The organism is Actinomycetota bacterium (assembly GCA_009923495.1).
Lineage (GTDB): Bacteria > Actinomycetota > Actinomycetes > S36-B12 > UBA5976 > UBA5976.
On sequence record RFTJ01000015.1, the window covers coordinates 1 to 25,171 of the forward strand.

The 25,171-nt window shown below is 50.2% G+C and carries 26 protein-coding genes; 1 reads left to right on the forward strand and 25 read right to left on the reverse strand.

Features of this window, described 5'->3' with window-relative positions; all coding sequences use genetic code 11:
• The 3 genes from EBS36_05680 to EBS36_05690 form a co-directional block, all read right to left on the reverse strand.
• A partial coding sequence (locus EBS36_05680) for a vitamin B12-dependent ribonucleotide reductase (protein ID NBU32639.1) occupies positions 1-887 on the reverse strand: 887 nt, incomplete at its 3' end.
• A gap of 141 nt (positions 888-1,028) precedes the next feature.
• A complete protein-coding gene (nrdR, locus tag EBS36_05685; GenBank protein NBU32640.1) occupies positions 1,029-1,499 on the reverse strand; it encodes a transcriptional repressor NrdR in 471 nt (156 codons plus the stop codon).
• A 314-nt stretch (positions 1,500-1,813) separates the two neighbouring features.
• Positions 1,814-2,242, reverse strand: coding sequence for a hypothetical protein (locus tag EBS36_05690; protein ID NBU32641.1), 429 nt, complete (start codon positions 2,240-2,242; stop codon positions 1,814-1,816).
• 172 nt (positions 2,243-2,414) lie between these two features.
• Here EBS36_05690 and lexA point away from each other — a divergent pair, with 172 nt between their 5' ends.
• Positions 2,415-3,119, forward strand: coding sequence for a transcriptional repressor LexA (gene lexA, locus EBS36_05695; protein NBU32642.1), 705 nt, complete (start codon positions 2,415-2,417; stop codon positions 3,117-3,119).
• 8 nt (positions 3,120-3,127) lie between these two features.
• On the opposite strand, the gene EBS36_05700 is transcribed toward lexA, so the two are convergent.
• The 22 genes from EBS36_05700 to EBS36_05805 all read right to left on the reverse strand — a co-directional run bounded on the left by EBS36_05700 (position 3,128) and on the right by EBS36_05805 (position 25,105).
• On the reverse strand, positions 3,128-3,517 hold the full coding sequence (locus EBS36_05700) for a DUF732 domain-containing protein (GenBank protein NBU32643.1): 390 nt from the start codon (positions 3,515-3,517) through the stop codon (positions 3,128-3,130).
• Positions 3,518-3,578: 61 nt separating this feature from the next.
• Entirely contained in the window at positions 3,579-5,624 is a 2,046-nt protein-coding gene (locus tag EBS36_05705; GenBank protein ID NBU32644.1) for an ATP-dependent DNA helicase, read from the reverse strand.
• Between the two features lie 5 nt (positions 5,625-5,629).
• Positions 5,630-7,030, reverse strand: a complete 1,401-nt coding sequence (gene hflX, locus EBS36_05710; protein ID NBU32645.1) for a GTPase HflX — start codon at positions 7,028-7,030, stop codon at positions 5,630-5,632.
• Entirely contained in the window at positions 7,015-7,869 is an 855-nt protein-coding gene (dapF, locus tag EBS36_05715) for a diaminopimelate epimerase (protein ID NBU32646.1), read from the reverse strand. The genes hflX and dapF overlap by 16 nt, the downstream gene beginning before the upstream one ends.
• Positions 7,870-7,888: 19 nt before the next feature.
• Positions 7,889-8,803 carry a tRNA (adenosine(37)-N6)-dimethylallyltransferase MiaA gene (gene miaA, locus EBS36_05720; GenBank protein NBU32647.1) on the reverse strand — a complete coding sequence of 305 codons (915 nt, stop codon included), beginning with the start codon at positions 8,801-8,803 and terminating at the stop codon, positions 7,889-7,891.
• An 18-nt stretch (positions 8,804-8,821) separates the two neighbouring features.
• Positions 8,822-10,285 (reverse strand): tRNA (N6-isopentenyl adenosine(37)-C2)-methylthiotransferase MiaB, encoded by a 1,464-nt coding sequence (gene miaB / locus EBS36_05725; protein NBU32648.1) that lies wholly within the window; start codon positions 10,283-10,285, stop codon positions 8,822-8,824.
• A gap of 20 nt (positions 10,286-10,305) precedes the next feature.
• Positions 10,306-10,728 (reverse strand): regulatory protein RecX, encoded by a 423-nt coding sequence (locus tag EBS36_05730; GenBank protein NBU32649.1) that lies wholly within the window; start codon positions 10,726-10,728, stop codon positions 10,306-10,308.
• 157 nt (positions 10,729-10,885) lie between these two features.
• The gene (gene recA, locus EBS36_05735) at positions 10,886-11,938 is read right to left on the reverse strand and encodes a recombinase RecA (protein NBU32650.1); all 1,053 of its coding nucleotides are present in this window, start codon (positions 11,936-11,938) and stop codon (positions 10,886-10,888) included.
• Between the two features lie 237 nt (positions 11,939-12,175).
• Positions 12,176-13,198 (reverse strand): hypothetical protein, encoded by a 1,023-nt coding sequence (locus EBS36_05740; protein NBU32651.1) that lies wholly within the window; start codon positions 13,196-13,198, stop codon positions 12,176-12,178.
• Positions 13,199-13,251: 53 nt separating this feature from the next.
• On the reverse strand, positions 13,252-13,809 hold the full coding sequence (locus EBS36_05745) for a DUF4287 domain-containing protein (GenBank protein NBU32652.1): 558 nt from the start codon (positions 13,807-13,809) through the stop codon (positions 13,252-13,254).
• 26 nt (positions 13,810-13,835) lie between these two features.
• Positions 13,836-14,117: a hypothetical protein gene (locus EBS36_05750; protein ID NBU32653.1), complete on the reverse strand. Its 282-nt coding sequence runs from the start codon at positions 14,115-14,117 to the stop codon at positions 13,836-13,838.
• Positions 14,101-15,030: a TerC family protein gene (locus EBS36_05755; protein NBU32654.1), complete on the reverse strand. Its 930-nt coding sequence runs from the start codon at positions 15,028-15,030 to the stop codon at positions 14,101-14,103. The genes EBS36_05750 and EBS36_05755 overlap by 17 nt, the downstream gene beginning before the upstream one ends.
• Before the next feature lie 190 nt (positions 15,031-15,220).
• The gene (locus EBS36_05760) at positions 15,221-15,415 is read right to left on the reverse strand and encodes a DUF3046 domain-containing protein (protein NBU32655.1); all 195 of its coding nucleotides are present in this window, start codon (positions 15,413-15,415) and stop codon (positions 15,221-15,223) included.
• A gap of 32 nt (positions 15,416-15,447) precedes the next feature.
• Positions 15,448-15,840 (reverse strand): XRE family transcriptional regulator, encoded by a 393-nt coding sequence (locus EBS36_05765; GenBank protein NBU32656.1) that lies wholly within the window; start codon positions 15,838-15,840, stop codon positions 15,448-15,450.
• Between the two features lie 112 nt (positions 15,841-15,952).
• Positions 15,953-16,468, reverse strand: coding sequence for a CinA family protein (locus EBS36_05770; GenBank protein ID NBU32657.1), 516 nt, complete (start codon positions 16,466-16,468; stop codon positions 15,953-15,955).
• A complete protein-coding gene (gene pgsA / locus EBS36_05775; protein ID NBU32658.1) occupies positions 16,465-17,076 on the reverse strand; it encodes a CDP-diacylglycerol--glycerol-3-phosphate 3-phosphatidyltransferase in 612 nt (203 codons plus the stop codon). The genes EBS36_05770 and pgsA overlap by 4 nt, the downstream gene beginning before the upstream one ends.
• 44 nt (positions 17,077-17,120) lie before the next feature.
• Positions 17,121-19,649, reverse strand: coding sequence for a DNA translocase FtsK (locus tag EBS36_05780; GenBank protein NBU32659.1), 2,529 nt, complete (start codon positions 19,647-19,649; stop codon positions 17,121-17,123).
• Between the two features lie 87 nt (positions 19,650-19,736).
• Positions 19,737-21,422: a ribonuclease J gene (locus tag EBS36_05785; protein ID NBU32660.1), complete on the reverse strand. Its 1,686-nt coding sequence runs from the start codon at positions 21,420-21,422 to the stop codon at positions 19,737-19,739.
• Positions 21,419-22,315 carry a 4-hydroxy-tetrahydrodipicolinate synthase gene (dapA, locus tag EBS36_05790; GenBank protein ID NBU32661.1) on the reverse strand — a complete coding sequence of 299 codons (897 nt, stop codon included), beginning with the start codon at positions 22,313-22,315 and terminating at the stop codon, positions 21,419-21,421. The genes EBS36_05785 and dapA overlap by 4 nt, the downstream gene beginning before the upstream one ends.
• A gap of 14 nt (positions 22,316-22,329) precedes the next feature.
• A complete protein-coding gene (locus tag EBS36_05795) occupies positions 22,330-23,046 on the reverse strand; it encodes an FAD-dependent thymidylate synthase (GenBank protein NBU32662.1) in 717 nt (238 codons plus the stop codon).
• A 62-nt stretch (positions 23,047-23,108) separates the two neighbouring features.
• Positions 23,109-23,960 carry an iron transporter gene (locus EBS36_05800; GenBank protein ID NBU32663.1) on the reverse strand — a complete coding sequence of 284 codons (852 nt, stop codon included), beginning with the start codon at positions 23,958-23,960 and terminating at the stop codon, positions 23,109-23,111.
• 122 nt (positions 23,961-24,082) lie between these two features.
• Positions 24,083-25,105, reverse strand: a complete 1,023-nt coding sequence (locus EBS36_05805; GenBank protein NBU32664.1) for a glycoside hydrolase family 16 protein — start codon at positions 25,103-25,105, stop codon at positions 24,083-24,085.
• Between the last annotated feature and the right edge of the window lie 66 nt (positions 25,106-25,171).

Consider the following 25,171-nt stretch of genomic DNA (forward strand, 5'->3'; position numbering starts at 1 on the left):
ATGAAATCATCAGAAACACGAACTGAGTTATTTGCATTTTGGTACTGGACTGAAACGATATCCTTGCCACCAAGATCCATGTCGTAGCCAGCATCGCGCAGTGCCCGAATCTTGTCTTCTTCGCGCACCTTGGTCTCGATGAACTCTTCGATGTCTGGATGATCGATGTCGAGAACTACCATCTTGGCAGCGCGACGAGTTGCGCCACCGCTCTTAATAGTTCCGGCAGACGCGTCAGCTCCGCGCATGAATGAGACCGGACCGGACGCGGTGCCACCAGAACCCTTCAACAGCTCTTTGCTTGAGCGAATGCGGCTGAGGTTTAGCCCGGCACCTGATCCACCCTTGAAGATCATGCCTTCTTCTTTGTACCAATTCAGAATGCTATCCATCGTGTCGTCAACACTGAGAATGAAACACGCACTGACCTGTTGTGGTGAGGAGGTTCCCACATTGAACCAGACCGGTGAGTTGAAACTAAACACCTGGTGCAGCAACATCCAGGTGAGCTCGTGTTCGAAGATGTCGGCATCAGCTGGCGTGGCGAAGTAACCGTACTCGCGACCCGCCTTTGTGTAAGTTAGAACTACCCGGTCAATCAACTGACGCAGTGAAGTTTCACGCTGTGGTGTGCCAACAGCGCCACGGAAATACTTAGTTGTCACAATTGTGGACGCATTAATGCTCCAGAAATCTGGAAATTCGACACCGCGTTGTTCAAAAACAGTTTCGCCAGTTTTCCAGTTTGTCTGCACTACATCGCGTGCTTCCCACGTAACGTCGTCGTACGGATGCACACCTTCAGTTGTGTACAACCGAGTCATGGTTAGGCCCTTGCCCTTGGTCTTGCCTGGTGCACCTGTTGGTGCGTTGACCATGTCGGTCATTTCTCCTCCTATTGAGTCCTACGAGTTTGCATCGTGTTGCCGCTTCACGATTAACGCTTACCCCAGGAACACATTTTCTATTTTGTTGTTTAGTTATGTTCGGTTGGCATGGGAAGTGCTTTGGGGAAGCAAAGTTTTTGGTTAAATCGGTGGTCCGGCGGATACCGATTTGCTCGTTCTTAGGTCTTCGATTTCTAGTTCGAAGTCCCCTAGTGAATCAAACGAACGGTACACACTTGCGAATCGCAAATATGCAACTTCGTCTAATTCGCGAAGTGGTCCTAGTATGGCTAGGCCCACTTCGTGGCTCGGTACCTCAGCACTGCCTGATTGACGCACTGTGTCCTCAACTTTGGCGGCCAAGATCGCAAGGTCGTCTTCGGAAACTGGCCGACCTTGACAGGCGCGACGTACTCCACTGACAACTTTCTCGCGGCTAAATGGCTCCGAGACGCCATTTCGCTTCATCACCAGCAACGTGATCGTTTCGACAGTCGTGAATCGTCGAGCGCACTGTGGGCATTCACGACGCCGACGAATGGCGTTGCCGTCATCACTACTGCGTGAATCCACCACTCGCGAATCGTCATGGCGACAGAATGGACAATGCATTCGAGCCTCCTTTGGCGATTCGAACCGATTAACCCCTAGATGTTGGGTCTAAGCTCAACCGGTTTCGTTGTTACTGGTGTTACTAGTGGTGCAAATGTGACTAAAGTGCCTGTTGTGACAGGGTTTTCACCAAAATCTGCTTCAATCTTGGGGACACCTTGGGGATATCCTGTGGGGATTGAAACACAATATGTGGTGTTGCCACACATGTATAACCACTAGATGTGCCACTTTAGGGGTAGTTTTTAAACAATGCAAGCAGATTGTAAATATCGGTCATTTTCGGCGTGTCGCCGAGGCTGGAAACAGGGGAATTAGTTGCCAGCAGGAACGAGGACACCCTGACCTGGAACCAGCTCACTGCCTGTAAAACCGTTTAATTGCTTGATTCTGAAGATAGTCTCTCGAGGATCAGCGAGGGGGTTTGCCTCAACTGCCAGGTCCCAAAGGGACTGACCCGGCTGAACAACTACGGTGTGAACCGTCGGGGCGGTGCCTGCTGCTATGGCCCCACGGCCGGCAGAAAACCACATCACGACTGCCAGAGGTAGCAGAATCAATAGGCCTACCACTCGCCTGCCACGCTTAGTTAGACGAATTGGAGTGCTATGCCCTGCTTGAAGGGCTTCCCATTGGAGTTTGCGCACTTGGGCGATCCGGGCTACCTCGTTGGCATCAACTAGTCGTAAATGTGACCGAGTTGAACTCAATCCAGTCGCCGCTGAAACTGTACTGCTTGCCATGATATCTCCTGTTTTACGTGCCTTATTCTGTTCGAACATCTGTTCGATTAGAACCTATGTTCAATTTGTACACCATGTCCCCGACACATTGCAACTATTTTTTGAACAAATGTTTGATTTTGTCCAAAAGATGCTCTAAAGTCGAGTCAAGACGCCAAGAAAGGCTTTAATTATGGGAAATTCGACCGATACCCCAATAACTAGCGAGCAAAATGTTGTGTCGCTGCCAGACTCCGCCGAAGGCAGCGATGGTTTGACCGCTCGGCAGCGGCTGATTCTCGATTACATCGGTACTGCTACCGCAGAGCGTGGCTATCCGCCAAGTATGCGCGAAATCGGTGAGGCAGTTGGCTTAACCAGCTCGGGTTCGGTCGCCTATCAATTGAAGATCTTAGGCGAGAAGGGCTTTATTAATCGCGATGCTACCCGGGCCCGCGCACTCGAGATTATTACTCCAGCAACTGGCCTACCTGAGCACTTAGCCGAGGGCGATTTAGTGCCAAGTGCTGCCTACGTACCACTAGTCGGCCAGATAGCTGCAGGCGGACCGATCTTAGCCGAGCAAGCGGTCGAGGAGGTTTTTCCACTACCAAAATCGCTAGTTGGTGATGGACAGTTGTTCATGCTCAAAGTCAAGGGCGACTCAATGATTGACGCGGCTATCTGTGATGGTGATTTTGTAGTGGTGCGTTCGCAACCCACATGTGAAAACGGCGACATAGTTGCTGCCCTTCTTGATGATGAAGCGACTGTTAAGACTTTCAAGAAGCGAGACGGTCATGTTTGGTTAATGCCACACAACCCGGCGTACGAGCCGATTATGGGTGATCAGGCAACCATCATGGGCAAGGTTGTTTCAGTACTTCGTAAGGTCTGAGTCCGTCGTTATTTTTCAGGCGACAGGACGTAGTCTTTTTGATCCGGGCAAAGGTGCGTTACTGAGCCCGCGATAATTCCCATGGCAAATTTCGTACGATCTTCTGGCGTAAAATTCGGTGGTGTATTGGCGCCATTTAACGTAACAATGTTTTTAATCACCCACATCACACTGCGGTTTGCCCGCAAACTGTCACAAACTAGGCCACCGAGTTGCACCGCGCCTTTGGGACTCATGTAATCCAAGCCAACCAAATTATTGGTTCTAAGCGATTCGTAGAATTCGGCAGTTCCGGTGGGTTGTGGCGTAGCTTTCTGCTGCTGACCACATGCGGCCAGTCCCAACACCAGAATTACTGTTGTAATAATTTGCCGGACTCTTTTAGCAATATTCACGATTACCTACTTCCCTCCTGCACTATACAGTTGCAATCTTAAACGTAAGTTAAATCAGAATTGGCTAGGAATTTTGCTCGTCCAACCGCTTCAGCGCAGCTACGACCGAATCCTTATCCGTGGTCCAGAACATTTCAGGCAATGACTTGCGCAACTTTGCACCATAGCGCGCTGTTGCCAGTCGACTATCCAGAACAGCTGCGACTCCGCGATCATCCATCGTCCTAATTAACCGGCCAACACCTTGAGCGAGTAACAACGCTGCTCGTGGAATAGAGACTGAGTTAAATCCGCTTTCACCCAGTTCGTCAGCCCGAGCCGACCGAGCTGCATACACCGGTTCATCAGGTCTTGGAAACGGGATACGGTCGATGGTAACTAAGGTGCAGGTTGCACCTGGTGCGTCGATACCCTGCCAGAAAGAGCGAGTACCTAGAAGCACTGCCTGCGGATTCGCTTTAAATTTTTCAACTAGCGCTGGTGTTGGGTCGCCGCGCTTGGCAACGATTAACTCGATGTCAGAGCGCCCAGCCAACCGAATTGCCAAGTACTCACCCGCTCGCTCAACTGACCGCCATGAGGAAAACAGACACAAACTTCGACCACCTGCAGCAGTTATTAGATCCGCTAGTTCATCGAAAACTTCTTCAGCCACACCGTCTTGACTCGGACTTGGCAGATGCGCCGAGCAGTACAAAATTCCTTGTCGTTGATAATCGAACGGACTGCCGACATCTAAAGAGTTCCAGTCGATTTGATTCTCGCCCCACGGGTCGTCCTCATCCGGTGCGGCATCCTCAAATTCAGGAACCTTCTTCTCGGCGATTAGTCCAACAGCGCGCGCAGTGTCATCCATCGTGCCAGCAATCTGCAGTGTTGCACTTGTTAACACCACGGTGCTTTCCTTAAACAATGCTTCGCGTAAGTAGCCTGAAACACTCAACGGGGCATGATGCAAAATTGGACTGCGAGTTTTATCTAGCCAGGTAACACTGTGCTCGTCTGTGCCAAGAAGCGCTCCGGTTACTTCATAAATTTCACTGATCGCCACTTTTGCTCGCTGTTTTGCTGCTGCGGTTTCTGGATCATCGGTACTGGACTGAGTCATTTCACCGCTGGCGACTTTGCAAACATCTCGCACATCAGTGAGGCAGGCGTGCAGTGAGCCAACCACTTCTGGGATGCGTTCAATGGAATAAGTCGTTTCATACCCATCAAGCACTCGACCCAAGTCATCAGCAACTTCAAGTATTCGGGTATGCGTTGCGGGTTGAATGTATTTTCGAATGAGGCCAGCTGCACGCTCCACGGCTGAAACCGTAAGTTCACCAGAGAGCGCCTTGGTAGTTTGATCAACTAACTCGTGCGCCTCGTCGATTACCACAACTTGGTGATCGGGCAAGATGGGAACCTGCTCAATTACATCAAGGGCGAGCATGGTGTGATTAGTTACCACAATTTCACTCTGGTAGGCCTTGTCCCTAGCTAATTCGGCAAAACATTTCTCGCCCCAAACACACTTGCTTTTGCCAACACATTCCCGTCCAGAAACACTCAGACTGCGCCAGAGTCGTGCGTCAATTTCATCGCCGAAGTCGTCCTTATCGCCAGTTTCGGTATTTAGCACCCAGGTCCGCAGTTTTTTAGCCTGGCGAGCCAACTTAGAAGTACTCTCTTCAAAAAGCGAGAGGCTCTCTTCTGCAGAGTCAGTTCCGGCGTCACGATTGAACTTATCTAGGCACACGTAATTGTTGCGTCCCTTTAAAACTGCGTAATTGACTTCATGAGGCAGAACTGGCGCAAGGGCCACCATTGCTTTAGGTAGGTCGCTAGTTACCAATTGGCGTTGCAAAGCGATCGTTGCGGTGGCAACAATTGTCCGACTAGCACTACTGCCCTTGGACCCGTTAGCAGCGCGAATAATGGCCGGAACTAAGTAGCCCAGAGACTTGCCCGTACCGGTACCAGCCTGGACCAACAGATGTTCCCCAGACTCCATAGCCTTAGCGATGGCGGTTGCCATTTGATGTTGTCCTTCGCGGCGCAGTCCGCCAAAACTCTCAACTACGGCCGCCAAAGCCTGCTCGACCGTTAGTTCACTCAATGCCATCGCCCTTAGTTTGGAAGCGATTGGAGTTCATCGGCCATCGCTGAAGGTACTTTACCAATAATGACTGACCCAACTTCGGTGTCGGTGCGCGATAGCACGGAACCTTCTCTATAGACCCGTGCGAGTAGGTCGCCTCGTTGATAAGGAATGCATACCTTGATGTTTACTTGAGGGTCAGGTAGTTGGACCTCAATCAGTGCGAGTAGTTCAGAGATACCGAATCCCGTTAAGGCTGATACTGCGATGCTGTTTGGTTCGCGAAGCAGAAGGCGGTCTAAGACAAATGGATCGGCCGCGTCCGATTTATTTATTACCACTAGCTCTGGAATGTTTGTGGCTTCAATCTCGGCCAATACCGAGCGAACGGCACTTAGCTGTCCTTCAGGGTCTGGGTCGGAGCCATCGACAACATGCAATATCAAATCTGCATCTGCCACCTCTTCCAGGGTTGACCGAAATGCTTCTACAAGTTGATGCGGGAGTTCCCGGACGAACCCAACGGTGTCGGTCAGAGTGTATTCCCGACCAGATGGCGTTCGCGCTTGGCGCACAATTGGATCAAGGGTGGCAAACAGCGCATTCTCAACCAGTACTCCAGCCCCAGTCATCCGATTTAACAAACTGCTTTTGCCGGCATTGGTGTATCCGGTAATCGCTACATTGGGCACTGCACTGCGGTGGCGCGCGGCTCGCTGGGTAATGCGAGCGGTATGCATTTGTGCAATTTCGCGACGCAACTTTGCCATTGATTTGCCGATGCGCCGACGGTCTGTTTCGAGTTTGGTTTCACCAGGACCGCGAGTTCCGATTCCGCCACCTTGCGAGCCAACTCGACCACCCGACTGCCGGCTTAATGATTCGCCCCAACCGCGCAAACGAGGCAGCATGTATTGCATTTGGGCAAGGCTTACTTGCGCTTTACCTTCACGACTTCGCGCATGTTGAGCAAAGATGTCGAGAATTAGCCAAGTGCGATCTACAACTTTTACTTTGACCACAGATTCCATCTTGCTCAACTGACTTGGTGATAGTTCACCATTACAAATAACAGTGTCAGCTTCGCTATCCATCACTATTTGTCGAAGCTCTTGAAGCTTTCCTGAGCCAATATACGTTGCAGGGTCTGGCCGATCCCGACGTTGAATCAGCGCATCCAAAACTTGTGAACCTGCTGTTTCGGCCAGGGCCGCTAACTCAGCCATCGAACGTGTTGATTGTTCGTAACTTCCCTCAGACCAAACTCCGATTAACACGACTCGTTCAAGACGTATTTCGCGGTATTCAACTTCGGTGACGTCTTTGAGCTCAGTGCCAAGGCCCGCAACACGACGCAACGCCGCTCTGGCCTCAAGATCCAGTTCACCGTCATTTGGCTCTGGCGATTGACTTGTTAGGAAATCTGCCATTGATCTCCGATGAGGTAGCCATCGGCTACAAATTCGGCTGGCCCACGCAAAATCAACGAACCGTCAGTATGACAATCAACGTGAACTGTGCCACCTAGAACATCAACTTGGACCGACCAATTTGCAGGCAGGTTGTTCTTGGTTGCCCAAACGTGTGCGGCCGCGCAGGCACCTGACCCACAGGACAAGGTCTCGCCAACACCGCGCTCAAAAGTGCGCATCGCAATGCGAGTTTCGGTTATCGGTGCGATGAACTCAACATTGGCACCACTCGGGAAAATCTCACGAGGTGCTAGATGTGGTGGCTCGTGTAGTGCACCGACGGCATGTACGTCTTCAACAATTGCAACACAGTGAGGGTTTGGCATGAATACTGCAGTAGCAGGCCAACTAGATATTTCTGTGGTCACTTTCGGGACTTCATTGACCAGTGAGCCACCTGGTAAGCCCATTTCGATCGCGATGTTTTCAAAAGTCACATCATTTGGATCTATGTGTGCCGTAACTGTTCCGGCACGGGTTCCGATTTTGAATGAACCTGGTGATTCGAGTTGGTTCTCGACTAGGTAGCGAGCAAAGACTCGTAATCCGTTGCCACAAGTTTCGGCAACTGAACCGTCTGCATTGCGATAGTCCATAAAGCACTGCGCGTCGTGGGCTCCGAATTCACTGGCTCTAGCCACGCGCAGCAACCCGTCAGCACCGATTCCTAGATGTCGGTCACATATTGCAGCGACTTGTTCTGCAGTTGGATTGAAGTCGGTGGTCAACCCAGAGATCACGACAAAGTCATTGCCGGTTCCATGTGCCTTCAGAAAAGGTATTCGCTGAGTTGTCATTAAGTTAAGTCTAAACGCTTTATTGAGCCGCAGGCTCAGGCTGTACTAAAGCCTTGACTTGGCTAAGCAGCGATTCAGAATCCGCTTCTAGCCATTGAATTCGCGAGTCTCGATTAAACCAAGACTCTTGTCTGCGAACATACCGGCGCGTGGAACTAATTGTGCGCTCCTTGGCTTCGGCCTCGGTTATTTCGCCATTCAAGAAATCGAGAACCTGGGCATATCCAAGCGCTTTGGATGCGGTCAGACCCTCACGTAATCCGACTTTCTCTAACGACTGTACTTCGGCAACTAAGCCTTGGTTCCACATCAATTCCACTCGGTCGGCAATCCGCTGATCAAGATCAGCGCGATCGCGACGCAACCCAATCCGGATACTAGGAATTACTTCTGGAAGTTGCTGCAAGGTTGTCGTCGGTGCCTGACCCGTTAACTCAATTACTTCTAGCGCGCGAACAATTCGTCTCACGTTAGTTGGCAAAATGTTTTGCGCAGCTTGCGGATCAATGTCGACCAATCTTTGATACATCACTTCAGCGCCAAGTCGCTCAGCTTCGGCGCTTAGCCGTTCGCGCACTTCAGGGTCACTACTTGGGAACTGTAAATCTTCAAGTAGGCCCTGAATGAAGAGTCCCGATCCCCCAACCACAACTACGCGCTTGCTACGAGCCTGTATTTGCTCGACTAACGCTCGAGCCTGGCGTTGATAGTCAGCGACATTTGCAGTTTGGGTTACATCCAGAACGTCGAGCATGTGGTGAACAATCCCCCGACGCTCAGCGACTGGAACTTTCGCCGTCCCAATGTCCATGCCCCGATACAACTGCATACTGTCGGCATTGATGATTTCGGCATCAAGTTCTTGTGCCAGATCTAGTGACAAGTCTGATTTACCAACTGCCGTTGGGCCCACAATGACGATGACGGGGAGCATTTTGAAATGTCCGGCCAGTTAGGAAACTGGACCTAGAGTAATCAGCCCTGAAGTTCGTGCTGGCTTTTCGCCTTCTGTAACAGGTCGAGAACCGGCTTCGAACATGTCGCCAGCCGTAGTTGGACGAACGCTCAGAAGGTCGTCAGCAATCAAATGGTGCGGCGCCGCGTGGGTGACCCGCGCCGTCACGATGTCACCAGGTCGAATGTTATGAACTTGGCCAGTCGCATCAGTCTTAGTGACATGCACTAATCGATAGTCGCGAGCCCGGCCAGATACTCGGCCTGTTGCTTCATCTTTGCGGCCTTCTCCGGTTGCTACTAGCACTTCGACTGTCTGTCCGACAAAAGTCTTGTTTTCATCCCACGAGATGTCATTACCGAGCGCGACCAGGCGTTCATACCGTTCTTGCACAACTTCGGCAGGAACCTGATCTGGCATTACGGCAGCTGGCGTGCCCGGACGTTTGCTGTACTGGAAGGTAAACGCATTCATGAATCGGGCTTGCTGGACAAGATCCATGGTTTGCAAAAAGTCTTCTTCGGTCTCGCCTGGGAAGCCAACGATGATGTCGGTAGTGATGGCAGCATCTGGCATGGCAGCGCGTACTCGCTCGATGATGCCTAGATACTTTTCACGCCGATATGAGCGACGCATTGCTTGCAAGATTCGATCCGAACCCGACTGCAGTGGCATGTGCAGTTGTGGCATTACATTTTCGGTTTCAGCCATCGCCGCAATCACGTGGTCAGTGAAATCTCGTGGATGTGGACTTGTAAATCGCACTCGCTCAAGGCCCGAGATTTGTCCGCAAGCGCGTAGCAAATCAGCAAATGCGTATCGGTCACCAAACTCAACGCCATATGCGTTTACATTTTGACCCAGAAGTGTTATTTCCAAAACACCTTGATCCACAAGTACCTTGATTTCGTTCAAGATGTCAGCTGGGCGACGATCTTTTTCACGACCTCGTAAAGCCGGGACAATGCAAAAGGTGCAGGTGTTGTTGCAACCGACACTTACACTCACCCAAGCACTAGCCGCACTATCGCGACGAGCCGGCAAAGTTGATGGGAACACATCAAGTGATTCCAAAATCTCTACCTGTGCTTCTTCTTCAATTCGAGCGCGTTCCAATAGAACTGGCAGAGCGTCAATGTTGTGAGTGCCGAAAACCACATCAACATTTGGAGCATTCGCAATAATCTCGCCTCGGTCTTTTTGGGCTAGGCAGCCACCGACGGCGATTTGTAGTCGTGGGTTCTTCTTTTTAACCGGCACTAACTGACTGAGTAGGCCATAAAGTTTGTTGTCGGCGTTCTCACGGACCGCGCAAGTGTTAAAAACAATGACATCGGCTACTTCGGCCGGCGCCGCTGGCTGGTAACCGTTTGCCTCAAGAAGGCCTGCGATTCGCTCGGAATCGTGAACATTCATCTGGCAGCCCAAAGTGCGGACTTCATAAGTGCCAGTGCTAGTCATGACATCTAGTTTAGGCGTAACTATTGAGCTTGTTCTGCCAGTGCTTCTCGGACAACGACCGTACTTATCTGCGAACTGTAGCCCTTTCGAGCAAGTGCCCCAAGTAACCGTCGCGTGATTACCTCGGTCGACAAACCAGACATGGAGCGCAGTTTCTTGGCGACCAGATTTCGCGCTGTTGTCCATTCATCGTCTTCGGTTACTTCGGCAAGAGCCTGTTCGATTAGGTCTTTTGCTATGCCGCATTTAGTGAGTTCGTAACTCAAAGCGCGTTTTGCTAAATGCTTGCTTGCTGTTTTACTGCGAATGAACATTCTGGCATAAGCCAAATCGTCTACGTAACCCAGTTCAACCAACCGATCAATAACAACTTTGGTGGTCTCGGGAGCACTCCCCCGTTTGGTCAAGACTTGCTCAAGTTGCCAGCGAGTTTTAGGGCTCATCGAAAGTTGGCGCAGCGCGATGTTATTTGCCACCGAAACCGGATTGGCCGGCGCCAAGTCCTTGGCTGATTCTGGTTCAACGAGTTGCACGGTTATCAAAAAAATAATGTCGGCGAGTAGCTAGTTAGGATTACTGCTCGCCGACATTACACCTTTTCTATTCTTCGGTATCTTCTTCTGGCTCTGAAACTACGGTCAGTTCCGCCTTTGAAGTTCCAACACCGAGTTTTTCTTTAATCTGACGCTCAAGATCGTCGGTTAATCCTGGGTTGTCCTTAAGGTACTGTCTGGCATTCTCTTTACCCTGGCCAAGCTGGTCGCCATCGTAGGTGTACCAAGCGCCGGCTTTGCGCACAATCCCGTGCTCAACGGCCATGTCAATGATGCCACCTTCGCGAGAAATGCCTTCGCCGTAAAGGATGTCGAATTCGGCCTGCTTGAACGGAGGTGCAACCTTGTTTTTAACTACTTTCACACGGGTACGGTTACCAACTGGCTCGGTTCCATCCTTCAAAGTTTCAATACGGCGTATGTCTAGGCGAACTGATGCGTAGAACTTTAGCGCTTTACCGCCAGTTGTCGTTTCTGGGCTGCCGAACATCACACCAATCTTCTCGCGAAGCTGGTTGATGAAAATAGCAGTTGTGTTGTTGGTGCTAAGAGCGCCGGTAATCTTGCGCAGCGCCTGCGACATCAGTCGCGCCTGCAAGCCAACGTGGCTATCGCCCATGTCGCCCTCAATTTCAGCTCGTGGCACCAATGCAGCTACTGAATCAATGACAATGATGTCGAGGGCGCCAGAGCGAATTAGCATGTCAGCAATCTCAAGTGCTTGCTCACCAGTGTCTGGCTGACTGACCAGAAGGCTGTCAATGTCAACACCAAGTTTTGCTGCGTACTCTGGATCAAATGCGTGCTCAGCATCAACAAATGCTGCGATCCCACCGTTTTTCTGAGCACTAGCAATTGCATGAAGCGCCAAAGTGGTTTTACCGGACGATTCGGGGCCATAGATTTCGACAACTCGGCCACGTGGCAGACCGCCAATACCCAGTGCCACATCCAGAGCCACAGATCCGGTGGAAATGATTTCGACAGGCACTCGCTCTTCCTGGCCAAGGCGCATAATCGAACCTTTGCCGAACTGGCGTTCAATCTGAGCTAAGGCAGTATCAAGTGCCTGCTCGCGATTGTTTGCAGTAGATGCCATACGAGTAGTCTCGCGAGCATTTGACTTGGCTGTTGCCATTGGGGTCTCCTTGCGGTTTCGTGTCGGACTTACTTGGGTGATTGAAAGTTATCGGTGGCCACCGACAGGAACCCGAGTGTTGCCTGTCATGTGGGAATTCGGAGGCTGTGAACCGGTGAAAACCCTTGTGGTTAGGCAAAACCTTATCGAACATTTGTTCGAATAGAAAGCGACACGCCGAACTAGCGCAGAAATCTACTACTTTGTAACGGTTATTGTGTCCATGCTCAAAACAGTCCCCTGAGTCAAACCCGATCTGACCGAAACACCTTGCGATAAAGAAACCTTTTTTGTCGCAAATTTCAACTTCAATGTATTCCCTTTTGCCTCAAGCCAAATCGAGCCGCTTGCATTGGTAGCACCCAATGAAAAATAGCCCTTCGTTAGATCAGCGGGCTTGGATCGACAAAAATTATTCTTGGAATCGCACCAAGTCACTGGAACGTTCTTCGCTACGCTTTGTCCTGGAGCTATCCTCTTTATTTTGAGGTTGGTCGCGGTTATTTTTGTATTTTTCGCTAATGTTCCAGAAGGCTGCCATTCAACATCACCGAATGCGCCGGTGGCATTGGCCGGCAAGGTCACCGAGGTTCCATAATGTGCGACAGTGAAAATGGTTTCTAACCCAGACACACCTGCTGTTTGACTATCGACTTCTATCGTGGCATCAGACTGCGGAATATATTCACCTGGATTTTCCAGATCTTCCACCATGTGAGTTATCGTTACGGTTGGCACGATTCGCACTTCGCCAAACTTCCCCTGCTTGGCAGACGTAGAAGAGAACTCTTTAGGTTGCTGAACGATGGTTACCTTGACCGAAGTGTCACCTGCCACCTTGGTGTACATCAAGTCGGAAGCGCCCATCAATTCTCCTGGGGGAATTTTTTCACCATTAATTTCGAGTGAGATAAGCATTCCTCCATTTTTCGATAATGAAGCCCCAGTGGAAACTTTTTTACTGCCAAGTTCAATAGCCACTTGATCACCAGTAGCTATTTCAGTGACGTCATAAGTCAAGGTCGTAGATATCATGTAGAACTTGAAATACGCAGTATCGGCCAGGATGGCAGAATCTATTTTGCGATCAACTTCCCAAAAGTAAGTCGCTTTACCCTTAATTGTTTTGGGTGATTTTGCCTGCACCACCTGAGGCGCAAGCGCTAAAAGTGCAATAAGGAAACAGCTAAAAACCTTGTAGAATCTGGAAGATAAGAACACGGAAACTCCTTACGACAACATCACCTTATCGCAGTTGGCTGTGAGTTTGGTTCTCAAACATCTATTTCCCGAAGTCTGGCAGCCACTAAATCTCGCAGCAATTTCTTATCCACTTTCCAGTCAACTGGGACCTTAAAAGTCTTTTTATTGACTTCGTAGCCCGCCAGGCGCTCGGCGAAAGCATCTAGTGCCTCTTTGCTCCATGGGGCCAGCAGGATGTGATTCTTAAGCACCGTGACCCCAAAGACATACTGCGTACCGGATTTCAACATCGGCTGATTCCAGGCAATGACTTCCTCGAGCTTGGGGTACTTGCTCTTGATGGCGGCGAAAATGGATTGAACCGTGGCTTGTTTTATTTCATCAAATTGCGCCAAGTACTGCTCGACTGAGTTGTATCGTTTAGAGGTCTTAGAGCCGCGGGTGTAAAGCACAAGTGCATTGGCATGCACCTGGGTAAAGCCGAAGTTTTCGCGCAAGAAAGCAATCTGTTCTGGATACTTCTGGCCGGCTACTTTTTCCATCTGGTCAAACCAATGGCTCATCGGTAGGCCATACTTCTTTTCAATCGCCGGAAAGTATGCGGATCTGTCTGGATTGGATGGCGCCACGCCTGCGAGTTTATCTGCCACTGAGGCTAACTTGAAGACTTGCGACTCTTGAGGCTGTTCTTGGCCTTTTCGGCCACCGCCCGACTCTTTTCTTTAACTCGATGCAACATGATCTGCGCCCAAGCAAACTCAGTTGCTAGAACAGCTAATCCGGCGATGATGAGTGGCAGTCCTGGTCCGGGTAAGACCAGGAAAACCAAGCCGGCAACCAAGAGTGTGCCACCTATCGTGGCCACGATAACCCAGCGAATTGGATGCGGAAGGTGCTTCCAAGACCTGTGCAATTGCTGCTTATCCATTAGGCACATCAACCTTCTTAGTTGCCCTAAGACTTGCCACAATCGTAACGGTCAGCACCGCAATAATTACGCCAAGGCTCACATAGGTAGGTATCTTCACTACCGAATGCGACAAAATCATCTTCGCGCCGACCCAGAGCATGATCACAGCCAGGCCCATTTTTAGATAAACGAAACGGTCCATCAAGCCACTTAGCAAGAAGTACATCGCGCGTAAACCTAGGATCGCAAAGGCGTTGCTTGCAAAGACGATAAATGGCTCTTCAGTTACGGCAAAAATCGCCGGAATTGAATCAACCGCGAAGACCACATCCATGATCTCAACTAAAAGCAATACCGCGAAAAGTGGCGTTGCAGTTAGCTTGCGATTCTGACGAACGAAGAATTTTTCCCCTTCATAGGTGGTGCTAATTGGAATGAATCGATTGACGAACTTAAGTGCTCGAGAATTTTCAATATCAAGCTCTTCATTGCGGTGCTGCAACATTTTGATACCCGTAAAAATCAAGAAGATTGCGAACGCGTATATCATCCACCAGATGCTGGCAAGCAAAACTGATCCAGCGGCAATCAATACTCCACGAAATACTAGAGCTCCCAGAACTCCATAGAACAGCACTCGATGTTGTAGCCGACTCGGAACCGCAAAGTATGAGAAAATTAGTGCCCAGATGAAGACATTGTCGACAGCCAGTGACTTTTCGATCAAATAACCGCTTAAGTACTGCCACCAAAATTCAGAACCGTAAATGGCGCCAATCACTCCACCAGCAACAAGGGCTATCACGACCCATAGCACGGACCAAGCAGCAGCTTCTTTAAACGCAATTGGTTTTGGTTCGCGATGGAAAAACAGGTCGATAGCCAGCATTACCAAAATTGCTCCGGTAAGTGCCAACCAGCCAACTAATGAGACGTCCACGGATCCTCCTTGTGGATATGTGTCCAAGACACATAAGACACAAGGTCTCCCACTATCGGATTAACCGACCCGATGCCCGGCCACTTAACATCGGTGGCGTGCTGACGAGCATGCAGCATTGAGGGTACTCCCCTTGATTTTTTTAACTTACCCAGTGACAACTGGGCTAAACCTGGCAATTTCGCAGATTTCAGCGATATTTCGCCTCAAGCTCGAGTGTCTTGTGCACTGCACGCCAAACCGCTTGGGTGTCTTCCCCATCGGCTAAGGCCTGCTCTACTGTTCGATAATCTAACGCAGCGACTCGAAAGTCTGCAGCCCAAGATCTGGCATACGCTGTGCCCAGCGCTTCCTCCATTCGTTGCCAGAAATCGGTTAAGCGCATTTGGAACTAGGTCACTCTGAAATCAGTGAAACTTAACTTAGTGAAGCCGTTGTGAAATCAAAGCCAGACTCACACCGAGCCACTTCAACCGCTACATCAGCCAAGAGAACACTTAGCGGAATGTCCAGCGAGCGACAGATGGCGCCAAGTAGTTCACTGGATGCTTCCTTTTGTCCTCGCTCAACTTCACTGAGGTAGCCAAGTGAAACTTGAGCAACTCGTGACACTTCGCGCAGTGTTCGATGCTGATCACTACGGTGCTTGCGCAACTGCTCTCCGATAACTCGGCGAAGCAAAATCGGCTTTACTTCGGTGGTTCGGGTTGGTGTTGGCGTTTTCCCGGTGCGCAGGATTTGAGGTGCAGGAATTTTGCTAGTCAGAATTATCGGGCTAGTCGGTACTTTAGAGGCGGTTTCTGTTTTCATAACACTATTCATAACACACAGGACTGACTCTGTATTCCGCTCCAGATTAAGAAAGTGTTAAATATGCGGTTACCTAAACAAGAATTGTCAAAGATTACTGAGAATTTACGGACTATTCAGCAGTTGGCACCGCGGCATCAAGTAGTTCTAGTGCGGCCACAACTGCCTGACTTCGAATATCTTCGCGCGCTGCTACTGGATCAGCATGGGCTGACGTTAACTGCAGTTTAGCTACCTTACTAAGAACATCCATGCCTGCCCGGCCTCGCCGAAAGACCGCGACATAGACAGTTCCCACCTCATGATTGTCCTGGGAGTCTGGACCAGCTACGCCAGTGGTCGCGATACCAAAATCGGCATCAAGTAAATTAGCAGCGTTTACTGCCATGGCGGCAACTACCTCACCACTGACTGGACCGTGCGACATTGTGAAGGGCGGAATGTCCAGCAAATTCGCTTTCAAGTCAGTGGCGTAAGGGATCAATCCACCGCGATAGACGCCTGACGCTCCCGGCACTGCAGTTAATGCTGCGCCAACCAAACCTGCGGTTACTGACTCCGCGGTAGCTACTGTGCGTCCTTCCAGTTTTTTAACAATCTTTAGCGCCAAATCAAATGTTTCGCTCATTTAAGTGCCTCATCTGATGATTGTTGAACTGGTAGGCGGTAAGCCCGAACTAAGTAGTCGATTCCAGTGCCTATGGTCAAAATTGCGGCTGTCCACATTGCCACAAGTGCTACGAAGTCAATGTTGCCAGAGAGTGGAACTAAATAGGCCAAAATGGCAACTATCTGACTAATTGTTTTTGCTTTTCCACCGCGACTGGCCGGTATCACCCCTCGATTTATCACCTTAAATCGCAGCAGGGTGATGGCAATCTCTCGACTTAAAATTACAGCGGTAAACCACCAGGAAACCGTCTGTTCAAGTGAGAGCGCTATCAACGCGGTACCAATCAGCAACTTATCTGCAATCGGATCAGCGATTTTGCCTAAGTTGGTTATCAATCGATATTTGCGAGCCACATAGCCGTCTATAAGGTCGGTTAACGATGCAACGCCAAAAACAGCAGTTGCCCACCAGCGCACTGATTCTGACTCCTGTGATTGAGGTAGCAGGAAGGCGAATACTGGCACCAGGAGCAGACGAAGAAAAGTTAAAAGATTAGGCAAATTCAAATTTGGAACGTCGTGCTCAGTGTCGCCAGCATAATCGGGCTTTGCGGGTTGCATCATCGGCGCTCGCTGGGCTGAAAACAACTGGCAGTCACGCTTACAGTCTATTCACCGCGAAGTAGTGCAATAGTTCCCGGCAAATCCTCGGCCGTAATTAGCACTTCACGAGCTTTGGAACCTTCTGATGGACCCACAATGCCACGGGACTCCATTAAGTCCATCAACCGGCCAGCCTTGGCAAAGCCGATGCGTAATTTGCGCTGCAGCATGGAGGTGGAACCGAATTGAGTGGAAACCACCAACTCAACGGCTTGCAGTAGTTCATCTAAATCATCGCCGATGTCAGCATCTACTTCTTTGCGAGTTGCAACTGGAGCTGTTACATCGTCTCGGTACTGCGGGTCCAGTTGACCCTTGCAGTGCGCAACAACTGAGCGGATCTCTTGTTCATTCACCCAAGAGCCCTGCACCCGGATCGGTTTACTGCTACCCATTGGTAAGAACAATCCGTCACCCTGACCAACCAACTTCTCAGCACCTGGCTGATCCAAAATAACTCGACTATCCGCAAGGCTTGAGGTAGCAAATGCCAAACGACTTGGCACATTCGCTTTGATTAAGCCAGTAACAACATCAACACTCGGCCGCTGGGTTGCCAGCACCAGGTGGATTCCAGCTGCACGCGCGAGTTGGGTAATTCGTACAACTGAGTCTTCAACATCACGCGGGGCAACCATCATTAAATCTGCTAACTCATCGACGATTACCAACAAGTAAGGGTACGGCCGAAGTACCCGTTCACTGCCGGGTGGTGGTGTAATTTTGCCAGTCTTAACTGCCTTGTTGAAATCATCAACATGTTTAAAGCCATAGGCTGCCAAATCGTCGTATCGAGCTTCCATTTCTTTTACTACCCACTGCAAAGCGTCCGCAGCTTTCTTGGCATTAGTGATGATGGGGGTAATCAGGTGCGGAACGCCCTCGTATGCAGTTAGTTCGACACGCTTAGGATCAATCAAAATCATGCGCACTTCATCAGGCGTTGCCCGCATTAGCACTGAGGTTATCAGCGTGTTCATGCAGCCAGACTTACCTGCGCCAGTGGCGCCAGCAACTAACAGATGTGGCATCTTTGCCAAGTTAGCCACTATGTAGCGACCCTCAACATCTTTACCGAGGCCGACCAGCATTGGGTGTTCGTCTGCATGAGCTTCTTTACTGCGCAGAACATCACCGAGGCTTACGATTTCCCGATCGGTGTTGGGAATCTCAATTCCAATCGCACTTTTACCCGGAATTGGCGAAAGAATTCGCACATCTGCACTAGCGACGGCATAAGAAATGTTTTTACTCAAAGCTGTTACACGCTCAACTTTAACTTTTGGACCGAGCTCCAATTCATACCGAGTGACTGTCGGGCCACGATGAAAGCCGGATACCTTCGCATCAATATCAAACTGTTCCATTACCTGGGTGAGCGCCTCAATCACCGCATCGTTGGCTTTCGTGCGCTCTTTGTGAACCGCGCCTGGCGGCAACATCGCATTATCTGGCAATAAGTATGTTGATTTGCGCAGTGGCGCTGGCTTTGGCGCAGGCGGAGCTTCAATCACTACAGCGGCCGCTGGTTCTGTGCTCACAGCAGAATTAGGGGCCTCAATCACGACCGTTTCCTGTTGTGAAATGTCTACCTCGACAACTTCGGTCGGTAATTCGGTCTGCTCGATCTCGACAATTGGCCTTTCAAATGGCACATCACCTGCGAGCCCGCCTATTGCCAGTGCAGGATCCATTGGCTTTGTAGCCTTACGCGCGCGCAGGCGTTGCAAGAAGGTAGGTTTTGCCGCGCCGGCCACTTCCCCGTCTGCCTGCGCTGCCGCGATGTCTTCGATGTTTGGATGAACCGCTTCATTCGGGGCTGTGAATTCAGCTACTTTGCCCGTTAAGGATTTTACTTTCTGGGCTATCGTATTTACCGGCGTAGCGGTGATGATCAGTACCGAGAAAAACAGCAATATAACTAACAGGATTGCGGTGACGATGGTTCCGACTGCGCTGACAAATGGCGCGGTGAACAACCAGCCGGTCCAACCGGCAGCGTTGCGCATTGCCTCAGCTCCTGACACAGGCGCTGGATTGCCGCGCTGCAAATGAGTGAGTCCCATGGCAGCAAGGGCAAATAGCGTCCAGCCAATAGTTAGTCGACCTTTGCGCTGTGATGGCGCATCAGGATGGCGAAGAATCTGGATGGCGATGGCAACTAGGCCAATGGGTGCTACATAACTAAAAACCCCAATCCCGCCGACTACGACAGAGGTAACAACTCCAGCCAGTAAACCAGTGGTATGAAACCAGACCACAGCGCCAACCACGACTGCTGACCCAAGAAAACCAAGTCCGAGTCCGTCTTTGCGGTGATCTGGATTAATTTCCCGAGCGCTCTGACCAACACTGCGCGCGACCGCACCAACAATGTGGGCAATCCCTAGCCAGATGGCGGTAATTAATCTGGCTAGTCCCGTGGTCAACCTTGCAACTGTCGAATTATGAATTGTTTTTGTTGGTCGTTTATTTGTCGAACGAGCATTTTTAGCGGTTGATGGTCGCGATTTAGTACCAGACGGGGAAGCCATAGGCTCAAATATATTGGAAATCCCACTAGTAACAGGGGTAACAGCAGTTTCTGGCGTGTCGGGCGTGTCGCCACCAAAGACAGGTAGTTACCCTTCGATTACAACGGGCACGATCATGGGTCGGCGACGATGTTTTTCGCCTACCCACTTGCCCACGACTCGGCGTACCAGTTGGGCCAATTGATGGGTATCGGTCACGCCATCTACCAGTGCTGCCTCAAGAACTTCGCGCACTTTAGGCAAGATTTCATCAAAGACGCCTTCATCTTCGCCAAACCCGCGGGCATGAACCTGCGGACCAGCGATGACTTTGCTATTAACCAGGTCGACAGCTGTAACGACGGAAATGAAACCTTCTTCACCTAAAACCCGGCGATCTTTTAAGAGTGACTCGGTCACGTCACCAACACTCGAGCCATCAACATACACATAGCCACACGGAACCGCACCAACAATGTTGGCTTGACCATCTTTAAGATCAACAACTACTCCGTCTTCGGCCAGAATTACCCGATCCGCTGGCACCCCAGTCTTGACAGCAAGTGCAGCATTTGCTCTCAAGTGGCGCCATTCGCCGTGCATGGGCATCACATTTCTTGGTTTCACAATGTTGTAGCAGTAAAGTAGCTCGCCCGCTGCGGCATGGCCGGAGACGTGAACTAGCGCATTGCCTTTATGCACTACTCGAGCACCTTGGCGAGTTAATTCATTAATAATCCGGTTCACCGAATTTTCATTACCCGGGATAAGTGAGGAAGCCAAAATGACTGTGTCGTTTTCGCCGATTGAAATCTCGTGGTCTCGATTAGCAATCCTAGACAGCACCGCCATTGGCTCACCTTGCGAGCCAGTACAGATGAGGACTGTCTCATCATCAGGATGTTTTGGAATCTCGCTACTTGCAATAACTGTGTTGCCAGCAATGTGCAGATAACCTAAGTCGCGGGCAACGTTCATATTGCGCACCATTGAGCGGCCAACAAATGCGACTTTGCGGCCATGGGATGTCGCCACATCAATGATTTGCTGCACTCGATGAACATGAGAAGCAAAAGAAGCGACGATAACTCGACCTCGGGCATTGCCAATGACCTTGTCCAAGACTGGAATGATGTCACGCTCGGTTGTAACAAAGCCTGGAACTTCCGCATTGGTGGAATCAACCATGAACAGGTCAACTCCTTCATCGCCAAGACGGGCAAAAGTATTTAGGTCAGTGACTCTGCCATCGAGGGGCAATTGATCTAACTTGAAATCTCCGGTCATCAAAATCCGACCAGCTGAAGTTGTCACACTAACGGCCAACGCGTCAGGAATCGAGTGGTTCACGGCAATGAACTCAAGATCGAATGGGCCTATCTTTTCAGTCTGACCCTCTTTAACGGCCAGCGAAACTGGATTGATTCGATGCTCTTTTAATTTCGCCTCAATAAAGGCAAGTGTCAACTGTGAACCAATCAATGGAATGTCTTGGCGCGCGCGTAGTAGGTATGGCACAGCGCCAATGTGATCTTCGTGGCCGTGAGTCAGAATTACGGCATCAATGTCGTGCATCCGGTCTTTTATGTAATCGAAGTCCGGAAGGATTAAGTCAATGCCTGGTTGGGATTCTTCAGGAAATAAAACACCGCAATCAACGATTAGTAACCTGCCAAGATGCTCAAGAACGGTCATGTTTCGACCAATTTCGCCGATGCCACCGAGTGCCACAATCCGAACGGCGTCATCCGCTAACGTTGGTGGAGCTGGCAACTCAGGATGAGAGTGCGTCACAGGTAAATACCGCCAGCAAAAAGATCTTCTCGAAGTTGTTGACGCTCGACTTCTGTTGCTGGAACAAGTGGCAAACGCAGAGCGCCGCCGCCTGCGCGACCGAGCATCTCGAGAGCTGCTTTAGTTGCAATTGCTCCCTGCATTCGGGTCATCACGCCTTCAGTGATTGGCACTAAAGTCTCGGTAATCGCACGAGCGGTTGCCAAGTCGTTCGCATCGATTGCTTCAACCACCTTTCGGTGACGATCTGCAACCAAATGACCAGTAACACTGACCATGCCCACAGCGCCAAGTGCTAACAGTGGCAAAGACAAGCCATCATCGCCGGAGTAGTAAGCCAGGTTGCATCGTGCCATTACCTGAGAAGCTGCGAAAGGATCTGCCTTGGCATCCTTATTGGCCAAAATTCTTGGATGTTCTGCAAGTTTTAATAAAGTTTCCGTAGCAATGGCAATTCCTGCGCGACCTGGAATGTCATAAACCATCACGGGCAAATCAGTGGCGTCGGCAACTGCATGGAAGTGGGCAAGGACACCTGCTTGTGGCGGCTTGTTGTAATAGGGCGTAACTACTAGCAAGCCATGAGCTCCGGCATCTGCCGCCTGCTTTGCTAATTGCACAGAATGCAAAGTGTCATTGTTACCCGCACCCGCAATTACCTTTGCTCGATGACCAACAGCTGCCACGACTGTCTTGATGAGTTCGACTTTTTCTTCATCAGCAGTGGTGGCTGACTCTCCAGTAGTGCCGTTGATGACCAGGCCATCATTTCCCAGGTCAACAAGATCGTTCGCTAACTGCGCGGCAGCGGCAAAATCTATCGAGCTACCATCAGGAGTAAATGGGGTGACCATTGCGGTTAGCACCGAGCCAAAAGCATCACGCGCCTGCATATGTATACCTCTCGCTATGGGGCCACTCGCCCATTAGCCACAAAAGCTGCATGAGTGATTGGCATGATTCGAGCAAATTCTTCTTCATATTTTTCCGCCACCATTTCAATTTCGCGCTGCGGAAATGAAGGGAAGTGAGATCCTTCTGCCTTGCGACGCAGACTCAAGAAATTCATTAGTGCCCGAGCATTCATCGTCACATATGCCGACGAGTAAATAGTTACCGGCAGGACAATTCTGGCGACTTCACGCGCTACGCCTGCGTCGAGCATTTTTTGGTAGGCGGCGTAGGCAACTTCACAGGCCGTCTTTGTTTGCTCGGTGACAATCTCGAACTGCTCCTGAGTGCCTTCAACGAATTCGTAAGCGCCGGCCTTTCCTATTTGCACCAAGCGGCGCTCGGGTCCAGGGGTGTAGAACACGGGTTCAAGAACTTTGTATCGACCAGACTCTTCGTTGTAACTTGCTATGCGATGTCGGAAATGTTCGCGCCACATGAAAATTGGTGCCTGCACAAAAAAAGTGAAATTTGAATGTTCAAATGGGCTGCCGTGACGATCGCGCATCAAATAGTTGATCAGTCCCGATGAAGCTTCAGTGTTCTTGACATCCTCAAGCGATTGGTCCCCCTTAGTTGAAACCCGCGCCGCCCAAATGACATCGGCATCGCTTGCCGAGTGCTTCACTAATTCAACGGTTACATCGCTACGGAAACTAATTTCAGTTGACACCCTACAAGACTATCGGTGCAGCAAGAGCAAACTGCTCTGCGGTTGGTTGTGTTGCAATCAAACTAGACGTTTGCTGGCTCAGACTTCTGACTTGGTTGGTCAGCTGCATCTTTTTCGGTTGACTTGCCCACGAATAAGGCGAGCACAACAACAACGTAAGCAAACCAAGCGACGGCTTGGAGCGCGCTCGTTTTCGCGGTCAAGTTGAAGAGTCCAGCCATAATCGTTGCCAGCACCGAGCCAGCCGGTAGAACTGAGCCAAGATTTAGCACAACATTATCTTCGCCAGCTAGCCAACCGATTTCCTGGAATTCGTGAATTCCATATGACAAAACGCCAGCAGCAACGATTGTGAGTAACACGCCAGTAACTTTGAAAAAGCTCGTGAGGTTTAACTTGATTGTCGAGCGATAGAAAGCGATGCCCAGCACCACTGCAGTTCCCAGTCCGAGGATCAGGCCTGCTAGCGAAGCTAGTTCATTTCCATTTGCATGGGCTGCTGCCCAGAAGAAAATCGCTGTTTCAGTTCCTTCTCTAGCAACTGCTGCGAATGCCATACTGGCCACAGCAATTCCGCTGCCAGTAACAGCGGCCGCATCTAGCTTGTTACGCAGGTCTCCGGAAATAGTCCGTGCAGATCGCTTCATCCAGAAAATCATCCAGGTAACAAAGCCAACAGCTAAGAATGAGATGGTGCCGGCGAAAATCGGTTCGACGTTTTCGCTGAGCGTGCTTTCGGTAACCTGCAAAACGGTACCAACGATGATGCTGAACACCACTGCTACCGCAACGCCGTAAGTGACAAAACGGATGAATTGACGGCGATCAGTGCGAACCAAATAGGTAATCAGGATGCTCACAACTAAGGCTGCCTCGAGCCCTTCGCGCAATCCAATTAGGTAATTACCAAGCATTTTTGACCGCCCATCTTTTGTCGCGAATTACGCAACCATTTTGTTTCGTAATTAGCATAACTTGCCAGCCCTGTTCAGGCAATTCTCGGTGAACAACTTCGCGTGTCCCCGGAGATTCCCTGCTATTTACTTACTTTTCCGTAGCCCTGGTATTTCGAATACCGAATCCAGTCGATGTACATTTTCGAAGTGGTGCCATTAGCCACATCCGGCGCATCCTTGTGTATGGCGTTATTCATAATCAAAAAGAACGGCTGGTTAAACGGCCAGACGCCTGCGGAGTTGAATCTATTGAACTCTATGCCACCAATAGTTTGGACTATGTTATTGCCCACCTTGTAATTACGAACTATTTCATTGCCATCAACGATGAATGTGATGCTGTTGGGCTTCCAAATCATGCCGTAAGTGTGATAGACACTCGAGGAGTCATAGATATTTGCTGGTGCACTTAACCCGCCACCCCAATTCCATGGTCGCTCGGACCCCTTTTCATTGCCATGAATTGTTGAACTGTATTCAGAGTTACTGCGCAAGCCTTCAATAATGTCAATCTCGCCGCACATCGGCCAGCCCTTGGAGCCGAAAGTCCAGTTGGGTGGGGCGTAGTTCGAACCGAGCATCCAAAAGGCTGGCCAGTTAAATGAGCCAGCTGGCATCTTTATCCGAGCCTCTATTTTGCCGTACTGGAAATTGACGTTTCCCTGTGTCCAATATCTCGCACTTGTCCAAACGCCATCAGTTTTTGATGCAGTTATGACCAAGTTACCTAGACCATCTGTGGCGGCAGCATCTGGAGAGTTTTGTTCAAGTTCACCCGTGCCGTATGCCCAAAGCCCTAGCTGATCGAAGCCATTTCCAATCAGCGCAGTCCAGCGCTCGGCATCAGGAAAAGTGCCAACTGGGGAGTTGAATTCTTCTCGCCACAGATATGGACTCGGTTTTGGCGCTTTGCCGACATATTTCCAAACTAAAACCTTGCCTGAGCGCTTACATTGATAGATGCTTCGCGACGAAGTCGTGACCTTTTGATTAAGTTTTGTACATTTTGCGCCAGTCTTGACAACAGCGTTGGCTTTAGGTGCGCCCAAGATTGCAACGCCAAGAATGGCAAAGGCGGTTAGCAGGGCAAGTCGGCGTTTCACCTCAACAGTTTACCCAGATATTTCGGGACTCAGAAAATTCACATAAATTGATTGCACTGATGAGGA